Origin of the sequence: Sphingomonas radiodurans (assembly GCF_020866845.1) — a bacterium.
Taxonomy (GTDB): Bacteria; Pseudomonadota; Alphaproteobacteria; order Sphingomonadales; family Sphingomonadaceae; genus Sphingomonas; species Sphingomonas radiodurans.
In genome coordinates, this window is the sequence record NZ_CP086594.1 from 1,476,803 (window position 1) to 1,501,299 (window position 24,497).

At 68.8% G+C, this 24,497-nt stretch carries 20 protein-coding genes; 13 read left to right on the top strand and 7 right to left on the bottom strand.

The window, feature by feature from the left end; translation table 11 throughout:
* The first annotated feature begins 2 nt into the window (after positions 1 to 2).
* The 3 genes from LLW23_RS07125 (at position 3) to LLW23_RS07135 (ending at position 4,856) form a co-directional block, all read left to right on the top strand.
* Positions 3 to 2,381 (top strand): TonB-dependent receptor plug domain-containing protein, encoded by a 2,379-nt coding sequence (locus tag LLW23_RS07125; protein WP_228948067.1) that lies wholly within the window; start codon positions 3 to 5, stop codon positions 2,379 to 2,381.
* Positions 2,381 to 3,643: an aminotransferase class V-fold PLP-dependent enzyme gene (locus tag LLW23_RS07130; RefSeq protein WP_228948068.1), complete on the top strand. Its 1,263-nt coding sequence runs from the start codon at positions 2,381 to 2,383 to the stop codon at positions 3,641 to 3,643. The genes LLW23_RS07125 and LLW23_RS07130 overlap by 1 nt, the downstream gene beginning before the upstream one ends.
* Positions 3,644 to 3,752: 109 nt before the next feature.
* Complete coding sequence (locus tag LLW23_RS07135) at positions 3,753 to 4,856, top strand: DUF3616 domain-containing protein (RefSeq protein ID WP_228948069.1); 1,104 nt, start codon at positions 3,753 to 3,755, stop codon at positions 4,854 to 4,856.
* Here the strand turns inward: LLW23_RS07135 and LLW23_RS07140 are convergent.
* Complete coding sequence (locus LLW23_RS07140; RefSeq protein WP_228948070.1) at positions 4,853 to 5,833, bottom strand: aldo/keto reductase; 981 nt, start codon at positions 5,831 to 5,833, stop codon at positions 4,853 to 4,855. The genes LLW23_RS07135 and LLW23_RS07140 overlap by 4 nt on opposite strands.
* Positions 5,834 to 5,932: 99 nt before the next feature.
* Between LLW23_RS07140 and LLW23_RS07145 the strand changes: the two genes are divergently transcribed.
* The 5 genes from LLW23_RS07145 (at position 5,933) to LLW23_RS07165 (ending at position 11,200) form a co-directional block, all read left to right on the top strand.
* On the top strand, positions 5,933 to 6,295 hold the full coding sequence (locus LLW23_RS07145) for a hypothetical protein (RefSeq protein ID WP_228948071.1): 363 nt from the start codon (positions 5,933 to 5,935) through the stop codon (positions 6,293 to 6,295).
* Positions 6,296 to 6,300: 5 nt separating this feature from the next.
* Positions 6,301 to 7,299, top strand: coding sequence for a ribosome small subunit-dependent GTPase A (gene rsgA / locus LLW23_RS07150; protein WP_228948499.1), 999 nt, complete (start codon positions 6,301 to 6,303; stop codon positions 7,297 to 7,299).
* A 69-nt stretch (positions 7,300 to 7,368) separates the two neighbouring features.
* Positions 7,369 to 8,793, top strand: coding sequence for an amidase (locus LLW23_RS07155; RefSeq protein ID WP_228948072.1), 1,425 nt, complete (start codon positions 7,369 to 7,371; stop codon positions 8,791 to 8,793).
* Entirely contained in the window at positions 8,760 to 10,052 is a 1,293-nt protein-coding gene (locus LLW23_RS07160) for a D-arabinono-1,4-lactone oxidase (RefSeq protein WP_228948073.1), read from the top strand. The genes LLW23_RS07155 and LLW23_RS07160 overlap by 34 nt, the downstream gene beginning before the upstream one ends.
* 5 nt (positions 10,053 to 10,057) lie before the next feature.
* Positions 10,058 to 11,200 carry a DSD1 family PLP-dependent enzyme gene (locus LLW23_RS07165; protein WP_228948074.1) on the top strand — a complete coding sequence of 381 codons (1,143 nt, stop codon included), beginning with the start codon at positions 10,058 to 10,060 and terminating at the stop codon, positions 11,198 to 11,200.
* Between the two features lie 18 nt (positions 11,201 to 11,218).
* On the opposite strand, the gene LLW23_RS07170 is transcribed toward LLW23_RS07165, so the two are convergent.
* Both LLW23_RS07170 and LLW23_RS07175 read right to left on the bottom strand, forming a co-directional pair.
* Positions 11,219 to 11,944 carry a haloacid dehalogenase type II gene (locus LLW23_RS07170; protein ID WP_228948075.1) on the bottom strand — a complete coding sequence of 242 codons (726 nt, stop codon included), beginning with the start codon at positions 11,942 to 11,944 and terminating at the stop codon, positions 11,219 to 11,221.
* A gap of 32 nt (positions 11,945 to 11,976) precedes the next feature.
* The gene (locus LLW23_RS07175) at positions 11,977 to 13,911 is read right to left on the bottom strand and encodes an energy transducer TonB (protein WP_228948076.1); all 1,935 of its coding nucleotides are present in this window, start codon (positions 13,909 to 13,911) and stop codon (positions 11,977 to 11,979) included.
* Positions 13,912 to 13,973: 62 nt separating this feature from the next.
* Here LLW23_RS07175 and LLW23_RS07180 point away from each other — a divergent pair, with 62 nt between their 5' ends.
* The 3 genes from LLW23_RS07180 to LLW23_RS07190 all read left to right on the top strand — a co-directional run bounded on the left by LLW23_RS07180 (position 13,974) and on the right by LLW23_RS07190 (position 17,147).
* On the top strand, positions 13,974 to 14,411 hold the full coding sequence (locus LLW23_RS07180) for a TlpA family protein disulfide reductase (protein WP_228948077.1): 438 nt from the start codon (positions 13,974 to 13,976) through the stop codon (positions 14,409 to 14,411).
* Between the two features lie 65 nt (positions 14,412 to 14,476).
* The gene (locus tag LLW23_RS07185; protein WP_228948078.1) at positions 14,477 to 15,631 is read left to right on the top strand and encodes an acyl-CoA dehydrogenase family protein; all 1,155 of its coding nucleotides are present in this window, start codon (positions 14,477 to 14,479) and stop codon (positions 15,629 to 15,631) included.
* 199 nt (positions 15,632 to 15,830) lie between these two features.
* A complete protein-coding gene (locus tag LLW23_RS07190) occupies positions 15,831 to 17,147 on the top strand; it encodes a methyl-accepting chemotaxis protein (RefSeq protein WP_228948079.1) in 1,317 nt (438 codons plus the stop codon).
* 22 nt (positions 17,148 to 17,169) lie between these two features.
* Here LLW23_RS07190 and LLW23_RS07195 read toward each other — a convergent pair whose 3' ends face one another.
* Entirely contained in the window at positions 17,170 to 18,708 is a 1,539-nt protein-coding gene (locus tag LLW23_RS07195) for a methyl-accepting chemotaxis protein (protein WP_228948080.1), read from the bottom strand.
* On the bottom strand, positions 18,708 to 19,010 hold the full coding sequence (locus tag LLW23_RS07200; RefSeq protein WP_228948081.1) for a hypothetical protein: 303 nt from the start codon (positions 19,008 to 19,010) through the stop codon (positions 18,708 to 18,710). Before LLW23_RS07200 ends, LLW23_RS07195 begins: the two co-directional genes overlap by 1 nt.
* A gap of 288 nt (positions 19,011 to 19,298) precedes the next feature.
* On the opposite strand from LLW23_RS07200, the gene LLW23_RS07205 reads away from it, so the two are divergent.
* Both LLW23_RS07205 and LLW23_RS07210 read left to right on the top strand, forming a co-directional pair.
* The gene (locus tag LLW23_RS07205; protein ID WP_228948082.1) at positions 19,299 to 20,690 is read left to right on the top strand and encodes a DEAD/DEAH box helicase; all 1,392 of its coding nucleotides are present in this window, start codon (positions 19,299 to 19,301) and stop codon (positions 20,688 to 20,690) included.
* Positions 20,691 to 20,763: 73 nt separating this feature from the next.
* On the top strand, positions 20,764 to 21,012 hold the full coding sequence (locus tag LLW23_RS07210) for a hypothetical protein (RefSeq protein WP_228948083.1): 249 nt from the start codon (positions 20,764 to 20,766) through the stop codon (positions 21,010 to 21,012).
* Positions 21,013 to 21,274: 262 nt separating this feature from the next.
* Here the strand turns inward: LLW23_RS07210 and LLW23_RS07215 are convergent, their stop codons facing one another.
* Together LLW23_RS07215 and LLW23_RS07220 are read right to left on the bottom strand one after the other, a co-directional pair.
* The gene (locus LLW23_RS07215) at positions 21,275 to 23,794 is read right to left on the bottom strand and encodes an ABC transporter permease (RefSeq protein ID WP_228948084.1); all 2,520 of its coding nucleotides are present in this window, start codon (positions 23,792 to 23,794) and stop codon (positions 21,275 to 21,277) included.
* Positions 23,791 to 24,486, bottom strand: a complete 696-nt coding sequence (locus tag LLW23_RS07220) for an ABC transporter ATP-binding protein (RefSeq protein WP_228948085.1) — start codon at positions 24,484 to 24,486, stop codon at positions 23,791 to 23,793. The genes LLW23_RS07215 and LLW23_RS07220 overlap by 4 nt, the downstream gene beginning before the upstream one ends.
* Positions 24,487 to 24,497 lie beyond the last annotated feature (11 nt).

A 24,497-nucleotide genomic window follows, 5' to 3' on the forward strand; every position in this document is an offset into this window, starting at 1 on the left:
CCATGAAATGCCAGTCCGGCAGCGCGCTCGTCGCGCTCGTTTTCGCTTGTCTGCCAGCCGCCGCCTGGGCGCAGGCCACGTCGACTGCGGTCGATGTCGCGCCGACGGACGGCGAGCAGATCGTCGTCACCGGCACGCGCGAGCGCGCCCGGACGCAATATGACACGCTGGCGCCGGTCGACGTGCTGTCGTCGTCGGCGATCCAGTCGAGCGTGTCGGGCGATCTGAGCGACGTGCTGGCGCAGCTGCTGCCGTCGTTCAACGTGCAGCGTCTGCCCGCCGCCGACGGACAGGCGTTTGTACGCCCGGCGACGCTGCGCGGGCTTTCGGCGGATCAGACGCTCGTGCTGGTCAACGGCAAACGCTACCACCGCTCGGCGCTGCTCGGCACGCGCGGCGCGCAATCGGCGGACCTCGCGAGCATCCCCAGCGCGGGGATCGGCCGGGTCGAAGTGCTGCGCGACGGGGCGGCGGCGCAATATGGCTCGGATGCGATCGCCGGCGTGATCAACGTCATCCTCGATGATCGCCCGGGCATGGATGCCTGGGGTCAATTCTCGCAATATGACGAAGGCGACGGCAAGGAATATCAATGGGGCATGCGCGGCGGGCTGGCGCTCGGCGATCGCGGGTCGATCGTCTTCACCGGCCAGTATGACAAGCAGGAAGCGACCTCGCGCACGCGCCAGCGGCCCGATGCGATCACCTTCCAGGCGAACAATCCGGGGCTGACGGTGCCCGATCCGGTCCAGCGCTGGGGCCAGCCCGATCAGTCGCGCGTCAGCGGCGCGGTGAACGCGCACTACGACCTGACCGATCAGGTGGCGGTCTACACGTTCGGCACGGCCCAGTCGGGCGAGGGCGTGACCGACTTCAACTGGCGCAACCCGGCCGATACGACCAGCGTCTATCGCGCGAGCACGGCGTTTCCGGGCTTCACCTTCCGCTCGGTCTATCCGGCGGGGTTCACGCCCCGCTTCGGCACGCAGTTCAGCGACTTCCAATCGGCCAGCGGGCTGCGCGGAGACCTGAGCGAGCGCTTGCACTATGATCTGAGCGCCTCGTTCGGGCGCAGCCGGATCGAATATACGTTGGACGAGAGCCTCAATGCTTCGCTCGGGCCGGCGAGCCCGACGCGCTTCTATCTCGGCCGCCTGGAGCAGCGCGAGTTCAACCTCAACGCCGACTTCACGTATCGCCTGCCAGTGTCGATCGGCGAGCCGATCAACATTGCCTTCGGCGCCGAGCGGCGCGTGGAGACCTATCAGGTGTCGCCGGGCGAGCCTGCGTCCTACGCCATCGGTGCCGGCGCGGCGACGGGGCTCGCGCCCAATGCGAACGGCTTCCCGGGGTTCAGCCCCGTGCAGGCGGGCGACTGGGATCAGCGCAGCTATGCCGGCTATCTCGATCTCGAATGGAAGCCGGCCGAGCTGCTGACGCTGGGCGCGGCCGGGCGGTACGAGGATTTCTCGACCTTCGGCGGCACGTTCAACTACAAATTGTCGGCGCGCATCGAGCCGATCCGCGGATTGGCGGCGCGCGGATCCTATTCCACCGGCTTCCGCGCGCCCACGCCGGCGCAGCTCAATACCCGCCAGGTGACGCAGGGGCTGAACGCCCAGCTGCAGGTGTTCAACCAGGGCCGCCTGTCACCGAGCGACCCGATCGCGCTCGCGCTCGGCGCCAAGCCGCTTACGCCGGAGGAATCGCGCGCGCTGACCGCCGGCCTCACCGCACAGAGCGATTTCGGGCTCAGCGCGAGCATCGATCTGTACCAGATCGACGTCGACGACCGCTTCAGCCAGTCCGCCAGCCAGACCGTGCCGGCGAACTTCGCCAACCCCGATCGCTTCACCGCCGTCACCTATTTCACCAACGATTTCGACACGCGCACGCGCGGCATCGATGCGGTGGTGAGCTATGCGCGCGGCGTTGGGCCGGGCCGCGCAAACCTCAGCCTCGCGTACAATTACAACCAGACGCGGGTGCGGAGCGGAACGAGCGCCGCCATCGCCAACGCCACGCAGCGCCGCATCTTCGAGGAGCGGCTGCCGCAGCACAATGCCACCGGCACGCTCAACTATGATCTGGGGCCGGTCGGCTTGCTGATCCGCGGCCGCTATTACGGGCCGTGGACCGACGTGAGCACGCTGCCAACGGGCGATCCGTTCCAGCGCTTCGACGGGATCGCGCTGTTCGACGCCGCCGTCACGCTGGAGGTTTCGCGCAACGTATCGCTGCGGGTGGGCGCGGAGAATATCTTCGACACTTATCCCGACGAAGCGACCAACCAGGCCAACCGCGGCCTGATCTATTCGCGCAACGCACCGTACGACACCGATGGCGCGCAATATTACGCTCGGCTAGGCCTGCGCTTCTGATGCAGAAGATCAACCGACGGATGATGTTGGCGGGCGGGCTCGCGTTCCCCGCCGCCGCCGGCGCTGCGCTCGCCCCCGGTGACGATGACGAGCGGTTCTGGAGCGCGATCGCGGCTGAGTATGCGCCGCCGGCGGGTGTGATCCAGCTCGAGAACGGCAATTGGGGCATGATGGCACGCCCGGTGCTGCAGGCGTACCAGGAGCTGGTGGCGCGCGTGAACCGCGACACCAGCTTCTACGCGCGGCGCGGCATGACGCGCGATCTGATGGCGGCGCGCGATCAGGCCGCCGCCGCAATGGGCGTGCCGGCGGACGAGATCGCCTTCACGCGCAACGCGAGCGAAGCGCTCCGCGCGCTGATCCTCGGCTACAACCGGCTGACGCCGGGCGACGCCGTGCTGTACGCCGACCTCGATTACGACGCCATGCAGACGTGCATGGAGAGCCTCGCCACGCAACGGCGCGCACGCGTGGTGCGCATCGCATTGCCCGAACCGGCGACGCGGCAGACGCTGATCGACACTTATGTCGCGGCGATGGCGGCCAATCCGCGGCTGAAGTTGATCCTCCTCACGCACCTCAGCCACCGCACCGGCCTCGTCGTGCCGGTGCGCGAGATCGCAGGCCTGGCGCGCGCACGCGGCATCGACGTGATCGTCGATGCGGCGCACAGCTGGGGCCAGCTCGACTTCACGTTGCGCGATCTCGATTGCGACTTCGTGGGCGTGAACGGCCATAAATGGCTGGGGGCGCCGCTGGGCGTCGCGTTCCTCCATATCCGCAAGGCCGCGCTCGATCGCATTGATCGCGATCCGCTGAACGAAGCGGGTGGGCACGACGGCATCCACACGCGGGTGCATCTTGGCACCTATGACTTCGCCGCCAGCCTGACGGTGCCCGCCGCGCTCGCCTTCCAGGCGCGGATCGGCTCGGCGCGCCGCGCCGCGCGCCTGCGGATGCTGCGCGATCGTTGGGTAACAGTGGCGCGCACGATCCCCGGCCTCGACGTGCTGACGCCCGACGATCCCACGATGCACGGCGCGATCACCAGTTTCCGTGTTCGCGGGATCACCGACAGCGCGCGCAATGCTCGCCTTGCGAAATGGCTGCTGGACGAGCGCGGGATCTTTACCGTGCAACGAGATGGCGTGGCTGGCGGTGCGTGCGTGCGCGTGACGCCGGCTGTCTATACGCGCGTGTCCGACGTAGATGCACTGGCCGCCGCCCTGCCTGGCCTAATGGGATTTTCCCGGACGATCTGATCCGGGCGATCGCGCTGCCCCGGTGGGCGTGATCCGGCCGCTTGCCATCGCGCCGATTTGACCCGATGCCGATCGCCCGGTGAGGGAACCACCGGCCGGAGGAATGACGATGCCCGATCCCACGCCCGCGCGCTTGCCCTGGCCGCCGACGACTGAGCCGGCCGGGGAGGAGCGCCTGGTGCTCGATGCGGATAGCAGCGGCACCGACGATCCGACGCTCGATCTGTCCGCTGCCGCACGGCACGGGGATACGCTGTTCCTCGGCAGTGACGAAGGCGTCTGCATCGATCGGCTGACGCGCGGCGAGGCCGGCACATGGTCGCGCCACCGCCGCTTCCCGCTCGATGCGATCCTCGATCTCGAAGCGTCGAGCGAGGCCGATATCGAGGGGCTGGCCGAAGAGGATGGATGGCTGTGGGTGCTGGGATCGCACGCACGGACGCGGCCGAAGATCGGCAAGAAGGGCGACGACCGGATCGACCTCGACGCCTTTGCGACCTTGAAGGACACGCGCCCGCGCTGCCTGCTCGCGCGACTGCCGCTGGCGCCCGACCCGCAAGCGGCGGGCACGATGCTGCCGGTGGGGCGCGACGGCGATCGCCGCGCCGGGATGCTGCGCCAGACGACACGCGGCAATCGACTGGCGCGGATGATGGCCGATAGCCCGCTGATCAAGCCGTTCACGCGGATCGCGGCGAAGGAGGGGGGCGTCGACCTTGAGGGGATCGCCGCCGCCGGCAACCGGATCGCGATCGGGATGCGCGGGCCGGTGATCCAGACCTATGCCGTGCTGCTCGAGCTGGAAATCGCCGTCAAGAAGTCGGGCCGCCTGACGATCACCGGGCCGCTGCACAAACGGGTGCTCGAGCTCGACGGGCTAGGCATTCGCGACCTGAAGCGCGACGGGCGCGACCTGTTGATCCTCGCCGGGCCGACGACGGGGCTCGACGGGCCGTGCGGCGTCTATCGCTGGGCCGATTGGCTCGGCGATCCGCCCCGCGACGACACGATCGTCCGACGCCACCGGCCGGAGCGGATCATCGACCTGCCGTTCGGCCGCGGCGACGATCACCCCGAAGGGCTGGTGCTGCTGGACGGCGTTGACGGCGCGCGCGACCTGGTCGTGATCTGCGACGGGCCGGCGGCGGGGCGGATCGATGCGGCGGCGCGCACCGTGCGGTGCGACCGGTTTCGCATACCGCCGGCGGGCTAGGCGAAGCCGACGACGGCGTGGGGAACGTAAGGCGCCTCTAGCCGCGCGATCTCGGCTTGCGTGAGGCCGAGCGACAATGCGGCGAGCGCATCGTCGAGGTGCGACGGCTTGGAGGCGCCGACGATCGGCGCTGACACTTCCGGCTTGGCCAGCACCCACGCCAGCGCGACCTGCGCGCGGGGCACGCCTCGCTCTGCGGCGACGGCGGCGACCGCCTCGACCACTTGTCGATCCGCCGCCGCCGTCCGCGCGTAAAGCGTCTTGCCGAACATGTCGCTTTGCGAGCGCTCAGTCGTCTCGTCCCAGTCGCGCGTCAGCCGGCCCCGCGCGAGCGGGCTCCACGGGATCACGCCGATCCCTTCCGCCCCACACAGCGGCAGCATCTCGCGCTCCTCCTCGCGATAGAGCAGGTTCACGTAATTCTGCATCGTCGCAAAGCGCGTCCAGCCATTCGCCTCGGCAACGTGAAGCATCGTCGCGAATTGCCAGGCGTACATCGAGGAGCCGCCGATGTAGCGCGCCTTGCCGGCCTTCACGACATCGTGCAGCGCCTCGAGCGTTTCCTCGATCGGCACGTCGTAGTCGAAACGGTGGATCTGGTAGAGGTCGACGTAATCGGTGCCAAGCCGCGTCAGGCTGGCGTCGATCTCCGCCATGATGGCCTTGCGCGACAGGCCCGCGCCGTTCGGGCCAGGGCGCATGCGGCCGTGAACCTTGGTCGCGATCACGACATCGTCGCGGCGGGCAAAGTCCTTCAGCGCGCGGCCGACGATCTCTTCCGACGTGCCGTCGGAATAGACGTTCGCGGTGTCGAAGAAGTTGATCCCGGCTTCGACCGCCTGGCGCAGCAGCGGGCGGCTCGTTTCCTCGTCGAGTGTCCACGCATGGTTGCCGCGATCGGGGATGCCGTAGGTCATGCACCCCAGGCACAGCGGCGATACGTCGAGGCCAGTGCTGCCGAGCTTTTTGTACTTCATGGTTCGCCTCGCCTGATGGTCGCCCGCTGAACGTATGGACCGACTAGGCGGTTCAGGCGAGCCTCGGTATGCGGCGGGCTTGGTTGACGGGTGAATGGCGTGGCGGTTGGTGTGGCGAAGGAATGGGACGGCGCGGTCGTGCGGGCGTGGCTGGAAAGCCGCATCGCCGCAGCGCGCACCGATCAAGTGGCGGCGGAGCGCGGCGGCCGAGAGCTGCAGGACGATTGCGACAAGGCGACCGCGGAGGAAATGGTCTGCACGCTGATGATGCGCGGCCGATCGGATTGGTCGCAGGCGGCGCTGCTGGAAAGCTTGCGCACGCTGCTTGAGCGCGACGAACATGTCTGGCGCGGGGTGTACAACGATACGAAGTTCGACCGGCACGTCCGCACCTTCATCAAGAAGCTCGTCAAGATGACGAAGGCGAATGACGGGTTCGCCAATGTGGCGCATTACCAGTGACTGACATGAAACCAGTCGACCAACCCCTTCAGGATCTCGGCTGGACCGAGCATTTCGCCGCGCAAGTGACCGACGCGGAAGCCGGCCACTGCCGCCCCGTCCGGGTGATGGCGGTCCACCGCGGCGCGATCATGGTGTCGGGCGGCGGCGAGCAGCAGTCGATCACGCCCTATCTGCCCGGTGCGAAACCGACCGACGATCATCCGACGGTCGGCGACTGGCTGCTGATCGACGAACAGACGGCGCAGCCGGTGCGGGTGCTCCAGCGCATGAACCTGTTCAAGCGGCTTGCGGCGGGCGATCCGCGCAAGGAGCAGATGATCGCCGCCAACGTCGACACCGTCTTCCTCGTCTCGTCGTGCAACCAGGACTTCAGCGTCGCGCGGCTGGAGCGCTATCTCGTGCTGGCGCGCGAGGTCGGCGTGCCCGCGGTTGTCGTGCTTACCAAGACCGACCTGACCGACACGCCGGAAGACTTCGTGGCGGCGGCGCGCGCGATCGAGCCGGGGCTGCCGGTGGAAAGCGTCGACGCGCGTGATGCCGCCACGGTCGCGCGGCTCGCGACATGGTGCGGGCCGGGCAAGACGGTGGCGCTGCTGGGCTCCTCCGGCGTGGGCAAATCGACGCTCGTCAACACGCTGCGCGGATCGAACAGTATCGCGACGCAGGCGATCCGCGAGCATGACGGCACCGGCCGCCACACCACCACCGTGCGCGAGATGCACCGGCTGGAGTTCGGCGGCTGGCTGCTCGATCTGCCCGGCATGCGCGAAGTGCAGCTGACCGAAGCCGCGACGGGCATCGCCGAGATTTTCGACGACATCGCCGCGATCGCGCAGGATTGCCGCTTTTCGAATTGCTCGCACGGTAGCGAGCCGGGCTGCGCCATCCGCGGCGCGATCGAGAGCGGCGCGATAACGGTGGAGCGGTTCGAACGCTGGCGCACGCTGGAAGCCGGGGAGAGCGCGAACGCCGCGCGGCTGGCGAAGCGGCGGCCGCGGTAGCGCACGAACGGCGGTTGCCCCCGCCGACGTTCCGGACCAGCATGCGGCCTCGTAACTGGCGGAGCGGCGATGCAGGACTATTCCTCTCATGACGCGATTGGGCTGGCGCAGCTCGTGCGCAGCGGCGCGGTCTCGGCGCCCGAGCTCGTCGAGGCGGCCATCGCGCAGGTCGAGCGACTCGACGACGCGATCAACGCGGTCGTTCATCGCGCGTACGACGAGGCGCGCACGGTAGCGGCCGGCGCACTGCCCGACGGGCCGTTCACGGGCGTGCCGTTCCTCGTCAAGGATCTCGGTGTCGGGGTCGCGGGCTGGCCGAACACTGGCGGCAGCCGCTTCTGCGCGGATGTCGTCGATACCGAGGATAGCGGCCTCACGCGCCGCTATCGCGACGCCGGCGTCGTGCTGCTCGGCCGCGGCGCATCGTCCGAATATGGCATCGTCGGCAATGTCGAGACGACGCTGTACGGGCCGACGCGCAATCCGTGGAACCCAGGCCATATCGCGGGCGGCTCGTCGGGCGGATCGGCCGCAGCGGTGGCGGCGGGGATCGTGCCGATGGCGCATGCGTCCGACGGGCTCGGCTCGATCCGCATCCCGGCGGCGTGCTGCGGCCTCGTCGGCATGAAGCCGACGCGCGATCGCGTGCCCAACCTGCCCGACGGCTTCGATTATGCGATGGGCTTCGTCGTCGACCATGTAGTCACGCGCAGCGTGCGCGACAGCGCCGCGATGCTCGATGCGACCGGGATCTCCGAGCCGGGTTCGCCCTATGCGGTGCCGGCCAAGGACGCGCCGTATCTGGACCAAGTCGGCCGCAGCGTCGGCAAGCTGCGCATCGGCTGGTCGCCCGAGACGCCCGCCGGACAGCCGCTCCACCCCGACGTCATGGCCGTTCTCGAACACACCGCAGCTACGCTGTCCGCACTGGGGCATGACGTGCGCGAGGAATCGCTTGGCGTCGATCATCGCGCGATGGCGCGGGCGCGCGCGCCAGTATCCGCCGCCAATTTCGCCGCCGGCATGCGCCGCGTGATCGAGCGGATCGGCCGCGAACCGCGCGAGGACGAGCTCGAACCGATGACCTGGGCCGCGCTGCAAGGCTCGCGGCAAGTGACCGGCGAGCAGGCGTTCTACGGTTATCAGGAGTTGCGCATGCTCACCCGCGGCGTGCTGCAGCGCTTCGAGGCGTTCGATGCCTACCTCACGCCGGTCATGGCGGCCCCGCCGCCGCCGATCGGCTTCTCCGATCCCGCCACCGTCAGCCCACGCGATCTCGGCAAGGCGCAGGTGGCGCTGTATCCGTTCACCCCGCTGTTCAACTTCACCGGGCAGCCATCGATCTCGCTGCCGCTGGGGATGAGCGCGGACGGCCTGCCGATCGGGATGATGTTCACTGGCCGCTATGCCGACGAGGCGACCTTGTACCGGCTCGCGGGGCAGCTCGAAAAGGAAATGCCGTGGGCGCAGCGCCGCCCGCAGGTATGGGCATGAGCGAATGGCGCAACTGGTCGGGCAGCGTCGTCGCGCATCCTGACGTGATCGCGCGGCCGCGCGACGAGGCGGAGCTGGCGACGATCGTGCGCGAAGCGAGGGCCGTGCGCGTCACCGGCGCCGGGCATTCGTTCATGCCGCTGTGCGAGACGAGCGGCACGCTGGTGTCGCTCGACGACATGGCGGGCGAGCTGATCGTCGCGCCCGACCGGCAGAGCGTCGACGCACCCGCGGGCTGGAGCCTGAAGCGACTGACGCAGGCCTTGTGGGCGGAAGGGCTGTCGCTGCCCAACCAGGGCGACGTGAACCCGCAGTCGCTGGGCGGCGCGCTGGCGACAGGGACGCATGGGACGGGGCGGGATCTCGGCTCGCTGGCGACGCTCGCGCAATCCTTTCGGCTGGTGACCGCGGACGGCAGCATCGTCGATTGCGATACCACGACCAATCCCGAGCTGTTCCAGGCGCAGCGACTGTCGCTTGGCTTGCTCGGCATCGCGACCCGCGCGCGCATCGCGGTGATCCCGGCGCTGCACCTCGAGGAGCGGATCGAGCGGCGCCCGCTCGCCGAGGTGCTCGAACGCCTGCCCGAGCTGGCGGCGGCGACGCGGCACATGGAATTCTTCCTGTTCCCCTACGCCGATACGGTGTCGCTGAAGACGCTTCACCCGACCGAGCCGGCCAGCCTGTCGCAGGGGGACGATGACGATCGCGTGTTCCAGGCGTGTTGCGATTTCGCGGCCAAGGTGCCGCGCAGCGTGCCGATGATCCAGCGCACGCTGGCGCGCATCATGGGCGCCTCGCACCGCGTCGGGCCGGCATGGCAGATCTTTCCTTCAGAACGCACCGTGCGGTTCGAGGAAATGGAATATGAGCTGCCGGTCGCGAACGCGGTCGCGGCGCTGCGCGAGGCGCTGGCGCTGCTGCGCGCGCGCAAGATGCCGCTGGCCTTCCCGTTCGAGTTCCGGATGGTCGCGGCGGACGACATCTGGCTGTCGCCGTTCCACGCCGGCCCGTGCGCATCGATCTCGGTGCATCAATACGCCCCGATGCCGTGGGCGGCGCACTTCGCTGAGCTGGAAGCGGTATTCCGCGCGCACGGCGGCCGGCCGCACTGGGCCAAGCGCCACACGCTGACGAGCGCCGACGTGCAGTCGCTCTACCCAAAGGCGGCAGCGTTCGGCGCGGTGCGCAAACGGATCGATCCGGAGGGCAAGTTCATGAACGATCATTTGCGCCAGCTGTTCGATTTCTCGCTGTGAGCGGCATGCATCGCGACACCGCTAGCCAGCGCCTGCACGGCGATCTGATCGGCCAGCCGGGCTCGCGCGACCGGCTCAACACGCCGGCGCTGATCCTCGATGCCGACGCGTTCGCGCGCAACGTCGCGCGTATGGCCGATTTCGCGCGGCGGCATGGCCTGATCCTTCGGCCGCACGCCAAGTCGCACAAGAGCGCCGACATCGCCCGCGCGCAGCTCGCGAGCGGCGCGGTGGGGCTGTGTTGCGCGAAGCTCGGCGAGGCCGAGGCGCTGGCGGCGGAGGGGATCGACGGGCTGCACCTCACCTCCCCCGTCGTCACGCCGCCGGGGATCGCGCGGCTGGCGGCGCTGGCGCGTCGCATAGCGGCGCTGAGCATCGTGGCGGATCATCCCGACGTGGTCGATGCACTCGCCGTAGCCGCGCAGGGTGGTCCGCCGCTGACGGTGTTCGTCGACATCGATCCCGGCATCCACCGTACCGGCGTCGCCTCGCCGCAAGAAGCGGTGGCGCTCGCCCGGCGCATCGCCGATCACCCGAGCCTGCGCTACGGCGGCGTGCAATTCTACTGCGGCGCGCAGCAGCATATCCAGGACTTCGCCGAGCGCCGCGCCGCGATCGTCGAGCGCACCGACTATCTAAGCACGTGCCTAGCGGCGCTGACGGCGGCGGATCTGGCGCCGGCGATCGTGACTGGCGGCGGCACCGGCAGCCACGTCATCGATGCCGAGCTCGGCGTGCTCACCGAGCTGCAGGTCGGCTCTTACATCTTCATGGACCGCGAATATTCGGATTGCGATCTGGGCGACGGCGGCGCGAAGCCGTTCGAGACCGCGCTGCTGGTCGACGCAGGCGTGATCAGCGCCAACGCGCCCGGGCTGGTCACGATCGACGCCGGGCTGAAGGCGTTCGCTACCGATACCGGCCCTCCAGCGATCCTCGCCGGCGCGGGCGAAAGTGCGCGTTACCGCTTCATGGGCGACGAGCATGGCGCAGTGATCGGCCCCGATCTCCCGGGGATCGGCGCGCGGATCACGCTGGGCACGCCGCACTGCGACCCGACCGTGAACCTGTACGATGCCTATCACGTGATCCGCGGCGACGTGCTGACCGCGATCTGGCCCGTCACCGCGCGCGGGCGCTCCGCCTAGCGGGCTAAACCCGCGATCTCAGCACCCCAGCTGTTCGGCGAGCGCGATCAGACTGTCGGCCGACCAATCCCACTCCTCCGCCGCTTTGATATCGGGCGCGCGCCGGCCGCCATATTCGTCCGGCCGCGCGATATACGCCGTCCCCAGCCCACACGCGCGCGCCGCCGCCAGGTCGCTATGATGCGCAGCGACGAGGCAGACTTCCCCGGGTTCGACGCCAAGGATTTCAGCCGTACCGAGATACGCGCGCGGATCGGGCTTGTAGGCGCGCGTCACTTCGGCTCCGAGGATCGCATCCCACGGCAAGCCACCGCGCCGCGCCATCTCCATCATCAACGCGATATTGCCGTTCGACAGCGAAACGAGTGGAAACCCGCGCTTCAGCCGCGTCAGGCCCTCGACGGTGTCCGGCCACGGTGTCAGGCGACGCCAAGCGAACGTCCAGTCGCGCAGCCATTCCTCGTCCAGGCTGGCAGGATCGATGCCTTCGGCGAGCAGCGTTTCGTCCAGCATCTCGCGATGCAGCACGTCGAGCACCGTGAAACCCCGCCCCGACGCGGCGAACGCCTTCATCACGCTAAGGTAGCGAAAGCGCCACGCGTCAGTGAACGCGAACGCGTCGATGTCCGCCCGGCCGATCCGTTGCAGGAAGCCGACCGACTCGGCCGCGATGCTGGACCGCCAGTCCACTACGGTGCCGAACACGTCGAACGCGAGCACTTTGGGTGCTGTTGAATCAGCCAATGGAACAGTCTCGATCATGTCGTGAGCAAACATCAGGGCAGGCGAAAGACCATCGATTGCTGCTGGCCCGAACACGCCAACGCGCCCGCCGGCCGATAGCTGCTGGTGAAGCGCGCGTCGCGCAAGACGCCCACCGCCGCCTCGTCGAAAATGAAGGGTGGATACGAGATGACCGCCCGCTGCGATCCCGTGCGCCCATCGGCGGTGACGTCGAACTCGGTGCGCACCCAGCCTTCGAAACCCATCCTCACGGCGGCCATCGGGTAATCATCGCTGCTCGCGCCCGTACGCGTTGTTGCGGGGCGTAGGCCAACCAACGAACATTGCTCCGCCGTCAGCCCCGTGCGCTGGAACGCCGCCTGCGCGCCGGCGAAGTCGTTGGCGGCGGCGAGCAGGTTCGCCTGCTGCAAGAGCGCCGCCACCTTGAGCGGATGCGTGTCAGGCAGCGGCGACGTGATGACACCGTCAAGCAACGCCATCGCATCGGCCGGCGAGCGCGACTTGAAGCCCGGCGCGGCGATCGACAGGCGCAGCGTGCCGGCGGCGATCGGGTCGGCCGCGACGCCGGGTTCGGCCAGCGCCGCACGCAGCCCCTCGCGATAGCGCGTAGCGTTGTATTTCTTCTGGTCCCACACGAGGGCCAGGACGCGGACGGCAGGTGGCGCCTGAAGCGCGGCCGACCGCGCTTGAACCTGCTGCCGCATCGCCTCCTGTTCCTTTTCGTCCGCAGCGGGATTGAGCGCCACCGACAGCGCGCCACGCAACGCCAGCACGCCCTCACCAGACGCAGCCGCACGCTGCAGCGGCAAGGCGCGCGCATCCGGCAGGCCTTCCCACGCCGTTTCGGTGATGCCCCGCGATGCGAACCACGCCGTCACCGCGTCGGCGAGCGGCCGGTAGAGCGATGGTCCCTGGGGCGCCCGCAGGCAACGCAACTCGACGCGCGTCGAGGCGCGAAAGATCAGTGGAATCGCCTTCGCGTCTTCCGCCCGCCACGACCAATCGCTCACCGCCTGGGCAAAGGCGATCGCGGTCGGCCGCTGCCCGGTCGTGAAGACCGTCGCGACATCGGCGACATGGCCATCATCCTCCAGCGTGAATTCGACGACCGCCATGTCGTCGGGGCTGAGGCCGGCAGCAGGATCGCATGCCGGCGGGTCCATCGCGACAGCGCGCGAGAACGGCGTGTCCTTCATGCGACCCGCGCCGGTATAAGCGAGGTAGCGGCGCGCGTTGTCCATGTCCTTGTTGCGCAGCGCGGCGATGGCGAGATCGGAGCGCGTGGCGATGTCGTCGAGGCGGATGCTCGTGTCGAGCCCGCCCTGCTTGGCCAGGCTGTCGCGCAATACGGCATAAGCCTCCTTGTCGCGTCCCTGGTTGAGAAGGACGCGGGCGTATACCGTCTGCACCCGCGCGACATCGCGCTTGTCGATCGTCGGTGTGGCCCTGACGATCGCCAGCGCCTCTTCGGCATAGCGCAAAGCACGACCGTCACGGTCGAACATCAACGATCTTGCGAGTTGCAACAGCGGCAGGATGCGGTTCACGCCAAAGGATTGATCGAGCGCCGCCTGATTTTCGACGATGGCCGCGTCATAATCGAACCGGCGATACGCTGCCGTTCCGAGCATGATCGTCGCATCGCGCACGTCGTTGGCGAAGCTCGCCCCGCGTGCCTCGAGTTGCGGCAAGCCGCGACGGATCGCCGCCTCGCCTTCGCTATCGCGCCCGATCATTACCAGGCATCGGCCTTTGCGCACATCGATCGCCGCGGCGACCAGCGCGTTGCGCTTGGCCGCGCCCGACCGCTCGATCGCCTCGAAGGCCGCAACCGCCTCGGCGCATTTGCCGGGCGTCGCCGCCGCGTCGCTGGCGGCGTCGAACTGCTGCTGCAACGTCGCGGGGGCGGTGGGTTTCGGCGGCGTCGCCGCTTGACCGGCAGCCAATAGGCCAAGCAGAAGCAGCATCGTCGTCATCCCCCCAGAAGGCCCCGAAAGATCACGATTTTCGATCCGAGTCGAGGTGTCAGATGAGGCGTTCGTTCGCCGCGCTGCTCGCGCTCGCCCTGTATGGCCCGGCGTGCGGCCCGGCGATGGCCGAACCGCCCGCGCATTACCCCGAGCGGACGATCCTGCTGCTGGTCGCCAGCTGGTGCGCGCCGTGTCGCGGCGAGATCGCGCGGATCGAGGAGATCGCCACGGCCGCCCGGCCGTTTGCCGTCCGCGTGCTGCTCGTCGATGATACGCGCGCCAGCCAGCGCATGATCGCAGCGTTGCCGGCTACGCGACGCTGGTCGCCCGATCCGGATCACGTCGCAGCCGTGCGCGCCGGTCTGCTCGCCCGCACGCCGGGCCTGCCATACAGCGTCGCGTTCGACCGGCAGGGACGGCTGTGCGCCGACCGGCGCGGCGGGCTCAATCCCGAACAGGCGAAGCTGATTGTCGCGCGTTGCCTGACACCACCATAACAAAAGTTACTTGACCCGTCGGCGGCCCGTCGCGACAAGCGATCAGCAGTTTTTTGGAGGCATTGATGTCGCTCGATCAGGTCGCGGGGCGTTTCGCGTATAACGAAGATCACGAGGCGTTCCGCCAGACGGTGCGCAGCTTCCTCACCAAGGAAGGCGTGCCGCACGCCGACCAGTGGGAGAAGGACCGGCTGGTCCCCAAGAGCTTCTGGCAGCAGGCCGGCGAGATCGGCATGCTCTGCCCGACCGTGCCGGAGGAATATGGCGGCCTCGGGCTCGATTTCGGCTATAATGCCATCGTCGACGAGGAAATGTCCTATTCGGGCGTCCCCGCGGGCTTCTCGCTCCAGTCGGACATCGTCGCCGGCTATATGGAGCATTACGGCTCCGAAGAGCAAAAGAAGGAATGGCTGCCCAAGATGGTCGCGGGCGAGGTCGTCACCGCGATCGCGATGACAGAGCCGGGCACCGGCAGCGATCTCCAGTCGATCCGCACCACCGCGCGCAAGGACGGCAACCATTACGTCATCAACGGCTCCAAGACGTACATCACCAATGGCCAGAACACCGATCTGACGCTCGTCGTCGCCAAGACCGATCCCAATGCGTCGCCGGCCTATAAGGGCATGTCGATCATCCTGGTCGAGAGCGACCGCGAGGGCTTCAGCAAGGGGCGCAAGCTCGACAAGATCGGCCAGGACGCGGCCGATACGTCGGAGCTGTTCTTCGAGGACGTCCGCGTACCGATCACCAATTGCCTCGGCGAAGAAGGCATGGGCTTCATCTATCTGATGAGTCAGCTGCCGCAGGAGCGGCTGTCGATCGCGGTGAGCGTGCAGGCGAATGCGCAGCGCGCGTTCGACGACACCGTCACCTTCACCAAGGATCGCCGCGCCTTCAAGGGCACCGTGTTCGACTTCCAGAACACCAAGTTCGTCCTCGCCGACCTCAAGGCGAAGCTGCAGGTCGGCTGGGCGCATCTCGACTGGGCGATCAAGCGCCATCTCGATGGCAAGCTGACCAACGAGGAGGGCGCCGCGGCGAAGCTGTGGCACACCGATCTCGAATGGGAAGTCATGGACAAGTGCCTCCAGCTGCACGGCGGCGCGGGCTATATGAACGAATATCCGATCGCGCGCATGTGGCGCGGCGCACGCGTCAGCCGGATCTACGGCGGCACGAGCGAGATCATGAAGGAAGTGATCGCGCGCAAGCTGTAAGCCCTGTTCCCCCTCCCGCTTGCGGGAGGGGCTAGGAAAGGGAATGTCAAAGACGGCGCGTGTGTCGACACGCCCTCCCCCGCCCCCTCCCGCACGCGGGAGGTCAGGCACCAACGCGTCACCAAACCGCAACAAAACCCTAACGCCCTGTTTACCGCTCCCCCGGTACCGGCGGGCGGCAATGATGGGGTGCGCAGCAATGGGTCGGGGTGTGGCGGATGGGGCACCGGCAGCGGTCGACGCCGGTCGGATCGATCCGGCCTGGATCGGCGATCGATCTACGGTCGATGGCGGTGCGCTGCTGCTCGATGTCGTGAAGGTATTCCGCGCCGCGCCGCACCTGCGCATGGTCGCGGTGGTGGATGCAGCCCGGCGCCCGATCGGCGCGGTGTATGAGCGCGACGTGCGGCAATTGCTGTTCAGTCCGTTCGGCTATGCCCTCGCATCGAACCCGAGCCTCGCGATCCGGATCGGCGATCGCCTGCAGCCCTGCCCGACCGTATCGATCGAAAGCGGGGTGAGCGGCGCGCTCGCCTGCTGGCAGCAGCATCGCGGTGCCGAGGGCCTGATCGTCACCGAGCAGGGCCGCTATTGCGGGACGATCGACCAGCAGACGCTGCTCCGCGTCGCGGCCGAGCGCGACATCGCCAACAGCCGCCGTGCCGGCGCGCGCGCCGCTGCGATCCAGCACGCCAGCAGCGCCTTCGAGGAGGAGGCGCGCGCACTTGCCGCAGGCCTCTCGCAAGCGTCGCATACCGTCGCCGACACCGCCGCACGCATGGCCGAACGCGCGCAGCAGGTCGGTCATCGCACCGCGGCGGTGGCTGCCGCAACGGTGCAGGCGTCGGCCAATCTTGCCGAGGTGGCCGGGCGCACGCGCGCCTTCGCCGGCGCGCTGGGCGAGGTCGCGATGCGCACGACGCAGGCCCGCGCAGCGACCGATGCGGCGGTGCTGCGCGCGCGATCGGGCGCGCAGCAGATCGATGGGCTGGTCGAGGCGGCGAATTCGATTGGCACCGTCACCGCGCTGATCGACGAGATCGGGCAACGCACGACGATGGTCGCGCTCAACGCGACGATCGAAGCAGCGCGCGAGGGGCAGTCGGCGCGCGGCTTCACCGCCGTCGCCAATGAAGTGAAGGCACTCGCGGCGCAGACGCGAACCGCCGCCGCTGGCATCGCACGCGACGTGGTGCGCGTCCGCGGTGCGATCGGCGATGTGCGCGCGGCGCAGGGCGAGCTGGTGGGCGCAGTGGACGCGGTAGATGGCCTGTCCGCCGCCGTCGCCGAAGCCGTCGCCGAGCAAACGCGCGCGGGCCAGCAGATCAGCGGCCATGTCGCCGAAGCGAGCGTCGCGACCGATCACATCCGCGGCAATATCGACGAAATCCTGCACGGTGCGCTTGCCGCGGGCGACGATGCCGGCGCGATGACCCAGCTGGCCGGATCGCTCGCCGCGCGCGCCGACGAACTCGAACGGCACATGCTGCGCTTCCTGGATGCGATGGCCGCTTAGCCGTTGCCGGCGACGGCGGCGTTTACCCCGCCACCCGCTCCCCCGTCCGCAACTGCTCGACGAACCCGTCGGTCGTCCGCCGCAATTGGCGCGCGTGATCGGATAGTGCGCCGGCCGCCGCGCGCACGCCGCGCGACAAGGCGTCGGCTTCGTTCGCCGCGATCGCGACCTCGGCAATCCGCCGCTCGATCATGTCGACCCCCTGCGCGGCTTCGTGCGCAGTGCGCTCGATATCTGCCGCCATGCCGCGCTGCGCGCTCACCGCGCCGCGAATATCGCCGGCCGCCGTCGCCACACGCCGCACCGCATCGGCGGCGCCGCCGATATTCTCCTCGGTCGCGCGCACCCCGGCCTGCACGTTGTGGATCAGCGCGACGATCTTGTCGGTCGCGCGCGCGGTGCCGCCGGCGAGCTGCTTCACTTCGCCCGCGACCACCGCGAAGCCACGCCCGGCATCGCCGGCGCGCGCCGCCTCGATCGTGGCGTTGAGCGCGAGCAGGTTGGTGCGCGCGGCGATCGCATGGATCTCGCCGACCAGCCCGCCGATGTCGCCCGCGCGCGAGGCGAGATCGAGCACCGCGCGATTGCCCGCGTCGGCATTGTGCTGGACGGTGCCGGTGAGCGTCGCCTGCGCTTCCGCACTGTCGGAAATGTCGACGATCGATCCCGTCAGCCGATGGACGGCATCCGCCACGTCCTGCGTCGCGCACGCCGCCTGGCACGCGCCGGCCGCGACTTCGCTCGCCTGGCGCCCGGCATCGGCGGCGATCCGCGTCAGCGTGCCGGCGGATTCCTCCAGAGTCGCGGCGGCATCCTCGATCGCCACGGCAACACCGACAACGGTCCGCTCGAAATCGTCGGCCAGCGCCATGAAGGCGTGGCGCCGTTCGCCGGCGAGCCGCGCCTCGGCATCCTTGCGGCGCGCGCGTTCGTGCTGCGAGCGTTCCTCGGCGAGCGTCGCTGCGGCCAACGCATCGATCGCGCGGCGGCGTTCCCCCTCCGCCTCGGCGACCAACCGTTCCGCCTCCGCACGCGCCGCATCCTGCGCCACCACCAGCGCGCGCAGCCGCGTCGTGAGATACGTCAGCGCCGCAAACTGCAGAGATACGGCGATCGCATGAAAGAGCACGCGCCCGACCGTGCCGCCGCTTTGGAACACCCATTGCGGCATGGCGTACGTCAGCACGAGGTGATGCACCGCGATCAGAACCGCGGCAAGCGCGAGCGGGCGCCAGTCGCACAGCACCGCGAGCAGCGACAGCGACACGAAGAAGTACATGTGCGCATCCATCTGCCACGGGCTTCCCGCAAGCAGGAAGACGTAGCTCGCCGGCAACAGCGCAGCGATCACGCCGAAGGTCATCCGCGCGGCGAGATCGTGGCGCGCGCGCACCGCCATCATGGTCGGGGCGATGTTGACGAGCGCCGTGACGGCGATGGCCGGCGCGATATTGCTCGACCCGAGCAGATGCCCCCAGACATACAACAACGGCAGGCACAGCCAGCCGACGATGGCGAGCGTCCGGATGCCGCGCACCCGCAGCACGTCGAGCGACGACATCACGTGATTCCCCCGCAGTACCGCGCCGGTGCGGCGACCGTCAGGACACCGGCGCGCAACAGCGGCCAGAACAACGCCCGGCGCTCGCCCATCACGATCAGCTTGCCCCCGGGCGTCGTCGCCAGCAGCAACGCATCGCCGTCCCGCGCGAGCCGCGCGACCGGCGCGCTGTGCCCCAGCGGCAGCAGCACCATCGCGCCGCTCGCAGGCGGCGCCAGTGCCAGCGCCGCCAGCCCGCCGACGCCCACGGCGCACTGCGCGGCCAGGACGAGCCAGATCCTGAAGGTGGGGCGGTCGCTCATCCTACCCGTCTTGACGGGGGATGGTTAGCAACGCGTAAAATATGCTGCCATTTCGGCAAGATTATGTGGATGTTACATATTTAGATCATGGAGCGCTTGTCTTGACTTTCGAGCGTTTCGCGCATAACGAGCCCAGCATCGAGGCGTTTGCAGCGTGATCGGGCGAATAGCCCCGGCTCCGTCTCGGTTGATCGAACCGGCTTCCCAAGTCACGCGGGGTGTCATCTCTCCCCCGCGTTCCGCGCGCCTTTGTCGTGCGCGGGCTGCGATCACGTAGGTACTATTTCCATGTCATTTTCCGATCTCGGCCTGGCCGAGCCGCTTGTCCGCGCGCTCGAAACCAAAGGCTACACCACCCCCACCCCGATCCAGCGCGATGCGATCCCGGTCGTTCTGACCGGCCGCGATCTGCTCGGTATCGCGCAGACCGGCACCGGCAAGACCGCCGCGTTCGTCCTGCCGTCGATCCAGCGCCTCGTCGAAGGCCAGAAGCGCGTCCTGCCGACGCACGCCCGCATGCTCGTCCTCGCCCCGACGCGCGAACTGGCCAGCCAGATCGCCGAGAGCGCGCGCGGCTATGCCAAGAATTCGCGGATGACGGTCGCGACCGTGTTCGGCGGCACCAGCCTGCACAAGAACCGCCAGGATCTCTCGCGCGGCGTCGACATTCTCGTGGCCACCCCCGGCCGGCTGCTCGATCTCGTCGAGCAGGGCGCCTGCAACCTCACGATGCTCGAGATTCTCGTGCTCGATGAAGCCGACCAGATGATGGACCTGGGCTTCATCCATGCGCTCAAGAAGATCGTGCGGATGGTGCCGCGGCGCCGCCAGACGCTGTTCTTCTCGGCCACCATGCCCTCGTCGATCCGCGAGCTGGCCGATCAGTTCCTGACCGATCCGCAGACGGTTTCGGTGAAGCCCGCCGCGACCACCGCCGAGCGCGTCGATCAGCAGGTCGTGTTCGTCAACCAGGCCGAAAAGCAGGCGCTGCTGACGATGATGATCCAGGAGGACAAGATCGAGCGCGCGCTCGTCTTCACTCGCACCAAGCATGGCGCCGACCGCGTCGTGAAGCTGCTCGCCGGCAATGGCATCGCCTCGAACGCGATCCACGGCAACAAGAGCCAGCCGCAGCGTGAACGTGCGCTCGCCGAGTTCAAGTCCGGCCAGGTGCCGATCCTGGTCGCGACCGACATTGCCGCGCGCGGCATCGACGTCTCGGGCGTCAGCCACGTGTTCAACTTCGAGCTGCCCAACGTCGCCGAGCAGTACGTCCACCGCATCGGGCGCACCGCGCGCGCGGGCGCGAGCGGCATTGCGATCGCCTTCTGCGCCGAGGACGAGCGGCCTTACTTGCGCGACATCGAGAAGGTCACGCGGCAGAAGATCCCAGTCCGCGCGCTGCCGGAAGACTTCATGAAGCGCGCCGACGCGCTGAAGGCCGTCCGCATCAAGACGATCGGCAACGATCCCGCCCCGCGTGAGGATCGCCCACGCCAGCAGCGTGGCCCGGCACGTCCGCGCGCAACACATGCGCCGACCGCAACGCGCGATTATGCCAACGCCAGCCGGCGCGGGCCGAGCGGTGGTGGCGGCAGCGGCGGTGGTGCCGGCGGCGGCGGCCGTGGTGGTGGCCAGGGCCGGGGCCGCGGCGGGCCACGCGCGACTGCTCAAGCCTGATGCCGATCGACGCGGCGCGGTGAAACTCCGCGCCGCGTGATCTGTTGCTTCTCCGCAACCAAGGAGAAGCGTCATGGATATCGCAACCGGCCCCGTCGTGGAACGGATCGCCCGCGTTCTCGCCGGCCAGCGGATCAGCGCGAACGGCGGCGGCGATCAGGCCTCCGCCAGCGCCGAAGTCGACGCGACATGGCGCGACTACCGCCACGACGCGCTCGCCGTGCTCCACACCCTGCGAGCGCCGAGCGAGGCGATGGCCAACGTCGGCGACATCGCGGCGTGGGAACGCATGATCCACGCCGCGATCGACGAGGCGGCCTAGGCGCTACTTGAAGCGAAACCGCCCAGTTCGTCATTCCCGCGCAGGCGGAGATGCATAGACCCCGCGCCCGGCAAGACCCGCCACGATCGGGGCTTACTGACCCTGCTTTCGTGTCCGACCGGGGGTCGTTTCGGCGCTTCAGTACCTCCGCATGCGCGGCCAGTCCGCACTCCAGCATTGAAGACCATGCGCAACATGCTCATCGGTCGCGTCCAGCCCGCCCGACGTTCGATCTCACCTCCGCGGGGATAACAACCCTTGGCTAAAGCGTCCGCAACGCCCGCGCCGGCCGCAACGCCATCAGCGGCAGCGATCCCGCCAGCCCAATCCCCAGCGTCAGCACCGCGCCGCCCCCCAGCGTCGCGAGCACCCGCCCCCAATCCGGCGCCCAGCCAAAGTCGAACACCTGCACGATCACGAACCACGCTGCCGTCATCCCCAGCACAAGGCTCACCGCCGCCAGGATCGCCGCCAGCAGGCCATATTCAAGCGCCTGCGTTCCCAGCACCTGCCACCGCGTCGCGCCCAGCGTCTTCAGGATCACGCTGTCATACGCGCGCGACTGCCGCGACGCCGCGATCGCGCCCACCAGCACCGCGATCCCGGCCAGGATCGCGATCGAAGCCGCCGCGACGATCGCTTGCGCCATCTGGTCGAGGATCGCACCGACCTGTCCTATCACTTCGCTCACCGCGATCACCGACGCGCCCGGAAACGCCCCGAGCAATTCGCGCGTCACCAGTCCATCGCGCGCCTTGTCCATCGTGATCGTCGCGGTGATGCTGTGCGGCGCGGCCGCGAGCGTGTTGGGCGAGAACACCATGATGTAGTTGAACCCCATCGTATCCCAGTTGATCTTGCGCAGCGATCCGATCCGCGCCTCGATCTCGCGCCCGAGCACGCTCACCGTCAGCCTGTCGCCGACGCCAATGCTCAGCACCTTCGCCGCCTCGGCATCGAGCGAGACGAGCGGCGGCCCGGCATAATCCTTTGGCCACCATTGCCCCGCCACGAGGTCGCTCCCCTCGGGCAGCGTCGCGCTATACGTCGCGCCTCGCTCGCGGCCGAGGAACCACGCGCCTTCGGGTAAGGTCTTGAGATTGGCGACGCGCTGGCCGCCATAGGCGACGATCGTCGCGCGCAACGCCGGCACCACATTGAGGTCCGCCGCCGGCGCCGCCCGCGCGATCGTCGATCGGAACCGCGCCTCGTCCATCGATGGCACGTCGAGCACGAACAGGTTCGGCGCCTTCTTCGGCACCGTCCGTTCGATCTCCGCCGCCAGGCTCGTCTGGATCCCTGCGAGCGTCACGAACAAGGTCAGCGCCAGCCCCAGTGCGACCACCAGCGCGCTGGTCTGCGCACCGGGGCGGTAGAGGTTGCCCAGCGCCAGCCGGAACAACGGCCGTCGCGGTCGCGGCAGTGCGCGCGCAACCCGCGACACGCCCCAGCCGAGTACCAGCAGCAGCAACAGCACGCCCGCTACCGCCCCAAGCACCGCCGCCGAGAACAGCGGCTCGCGCGCCGTTCCGAGCGCCACCGCCACCAGCGCCGCCGCCGCGCCCGCGACCCACAACGCCGTCCGCCGGTCGATCGTCAGCTTGGGATCGACCAGCGCGCGGAAGATCGCCGCAGCCGGCTGCGTCCGCGCGCGCGCCAGCGGTGGCAGCGTGAAGGCCAGCGCGATCAGCACGCCATAGATCGCGCTCGTCGCCAGCGGCAACGGATGCACCGCGAACCCCGGCCGCACCGGCAGCACGTCACCCAGCAGCGCGACGATCCCCGGCGGCACCAGCGCGCCGACCACCAGCCCGCTCGCGATCGCCACGACTGCCACCGCGCCGACCTGCATCAGATAGATGCGCGCGATATCACCGCCGCTCGCGCCCAGCACCTTCAGCGTCGCGATCGCACTGCGCTTGAGCGACAGATACGACGACACGCCGTTGCTCACCCCGATCCCGGCGATCACCAGCGCGGCGAGCCCGATCAGCGACAGGAATTGCCCCATCCGCTCGAAGAAGCGATTCGCCCCCGGTGCAGCGCGCGCGTGATCCTTGAACGACCAGCCTTCCGCGGCATAACGCTTCGTCAGCTGCTCGCGCAGCGCGGGCGCATCGACGCCGGCGGGCGTGCGGATGCGATACTTGCTCTCATAGAGGCTGCCCGGCTGGATCAACTGCGTCCGGCGCAACCCATCAAGCGAGACGATCGCCACCGGTCCCAGGGTAAAGCCCTCGCCGACGCGATCGGGCTCGTCAGCGATGACCCCGGCAACGGTGAAATCCGCCTCGCCATAACGCAGCCGCGCCCCCGGCCCGATCGCCAGCCGATCAGCCAGCGCCTGGCCGATCAGCACACGGTCGGGCGCGAGCCGATCATAGCGCCCGTTCTGCACCGTCAGTGTCCCGTACAGCGGGTAGACGCGATCGACGCCCTTCAGCTCGGTCAGCACCGCGGGCGGCGCATTGCCCTGCTGAGGCCCGACCGTCCGCGCCATCGCGCGCATGCGAACCGTCTCGCTCACTTGCCCCAGCCGGCGCAGCTCGCCCATCCGCACGCCGACCTCGCGCTGCATCATCGAAACTTCGATGTCGCCGCCCAACAGAGTGCGCCCACGCGCCGCCAGCTCCTGCGTGATCGAGGCGGTGAGGCTACCGATCGCCGCCAGCGTGCCGACACCGAGGAACAGGCAGACGAAGAGCAATCGAAGCCCGCGAAACCCCGCATGCAAATCACGCCGCGCGATCCGCCACGCCGCCCCCCAATCCAAGGCGTTCAAACGCGTCGCTCCCCGGCAATCCGGCCATCACGCATCTCGATCACCCGCTCGCACCGCTCGGCAAGCGCCGGATCGTGCGTGATGATCAGCAACGTCGCCCCCGCCGCACGCTGGCGATCGAACAGCAGATCGATCACTGCCGCGCCCGTGCTTGCGTCGAGATTGCCCGTCGGCTCGTCGGCGAACAGGATCGTCGGCTTCGGCGCGACCGCGCGCGCGATCGCAACGCGCTGCTGCTCGCCGCCCGATAGCTGCGCGGGATAATGATCAAGCCGATGGCCCAGCCCGACCGCCTCGAGCTCCGCCGCAGCGCGGTCGAAGGCGTCGCCAGCACCGCTCAGTTCGAGCGGCACCGCGACATTCTCGAGCGCCGTCATCGTCGGCAACAGGTGGAAAGCCTGCAGCACGATCCCGATCCGCCCGCGCCGCGCCTTGGCCAGCCCATCCTCGTCGAGCGTCCCGAAATCGACCCCGCCGACGCTCACCGATCCGCTGCTCGCACGTTCGAGCCCCGACAGAACCGCCATCAGCGACGACTTGCCCGATCCCGACGCGCCAAGGATCGCCAGGCTCTCGCCCGCCGCGATATCGAGGTCTACGCCCTTGAGAACCGCGACCGGCGCGGCGCGGCTGCCCAGCGTAAGCGTGACATCGCGCGCGCGGACCGCGATAGGGGCGTCCGATAGGGTCATGTGAAGGGACG

Coding starts and splice junctions, on each gene's coding strand:
- LLW23_RS07205 (WP_228948082.1), top strand. CDS start 19,299: ATGTCATTTTCCGATCTCGGCCTGGCCGAGCCGCTTGTCCGCGCGCTC.
- LLW23_RS07165 (WP_228948074.1), top strand. CDS start 10,058: ATGCATCGCGACACCGCTAGCCAGCGCCTGCACGGCGATCTGATCGGC.
- LLW23_RS07125 (WP_228948067.1), top strand. CDS start 3: ATGAAATGCCAGTCCGGCAGCGCGCTCGTCGCGCTCGTTTTCGCTTGT.
- LLW23_RS07155 (WP_228948072.1), top strand. CDS start 7,369: ATGCAGGACTATTCCTCTCATGACGCGATTGGGCTGGCGCAGCTCGTG.
- rsgA (WP_228948499.1), top strand. CDS start 6,301: ATGAAACCAGTCGACCAACCCCTTCAGGATCTCGGCTGGACCGAGCAT.
- LLW23_RS07200 (WP_228948081.1), bottom strand. CDS start 19,010: ATGAGCGACCGCCCCACCTTCAGGATCTGGCTCGTCCTGGCCGCGCAG.
- LLW23_RS07190 (WP_228948079.1), top strand. CDS start 15,831: ATGGGTCGGGGTGTGGCGGATGGGGCACCGGCAGCGGTCGACGCCGGT.
- LLW23_RS07185 (WP_228948078.1), top strand. CDS start 14,477: ATGTCGCTCGATCAGGTCGCGGGGCGTTTCGCGTATAACGAAGATCAC.
- LLW23_RS07220 (WP_228948085.1), bottom strand. CDS start 24,486: ATGACCCTATCGGACGCCCCTATCGCGGTCCGCGCGCGCGATGTCACG.
- LLW23_RS07140 (WP_228948070.1), bottom strand. CDS start 5,833: ATGAAGTACAAAAAGCTCGGCAGCACTGGCCTCGACGTATCGCCGCTG.
- LLW23_RS07180 (WP_228948077.1), top strand. CDS start 13,974: ATGAGGCGTTCGTTCGCCGCGCTGCTCGCGCTCGCCCTGTATGGCCCG.
- LLW23_RS07175 (WP_228948076.1), bottom strand. CDS start 13,911: ATGCTGCTTCTGCTTGGCCTATTGGCTGCCGGTCAAGCGGCGACGCCG.
- LLW23_RS07135 (WP_228948069.1), top strand. CDS start 3,753: ATGCCCGATCCCACGCCCGCGCGCTTGCCCTGGCCGCCGACGACTGAG.
- LLW23_RS07130 (WP_228948068.1), top strand. CDS start 2,381: ATGCAGAAGATCAACCGACGGATGATGTTGGCGGGCGGGCTCGCGTTC.
- LLW23_RS07210 (WP_228948083.1), top strand. CDS start 20,764: ATGGATATCGCAACCGGCCCCGTCGTGGAACGGATCGCCCGCGTTCTC.
- LLW23_RS07195 (WP_228948080.1), bottom strand. CDS start 18,708: ATGTCGTCGCTCGACGTGCTGCGGGTGCGCGGCATCCGGACGCTCGCC.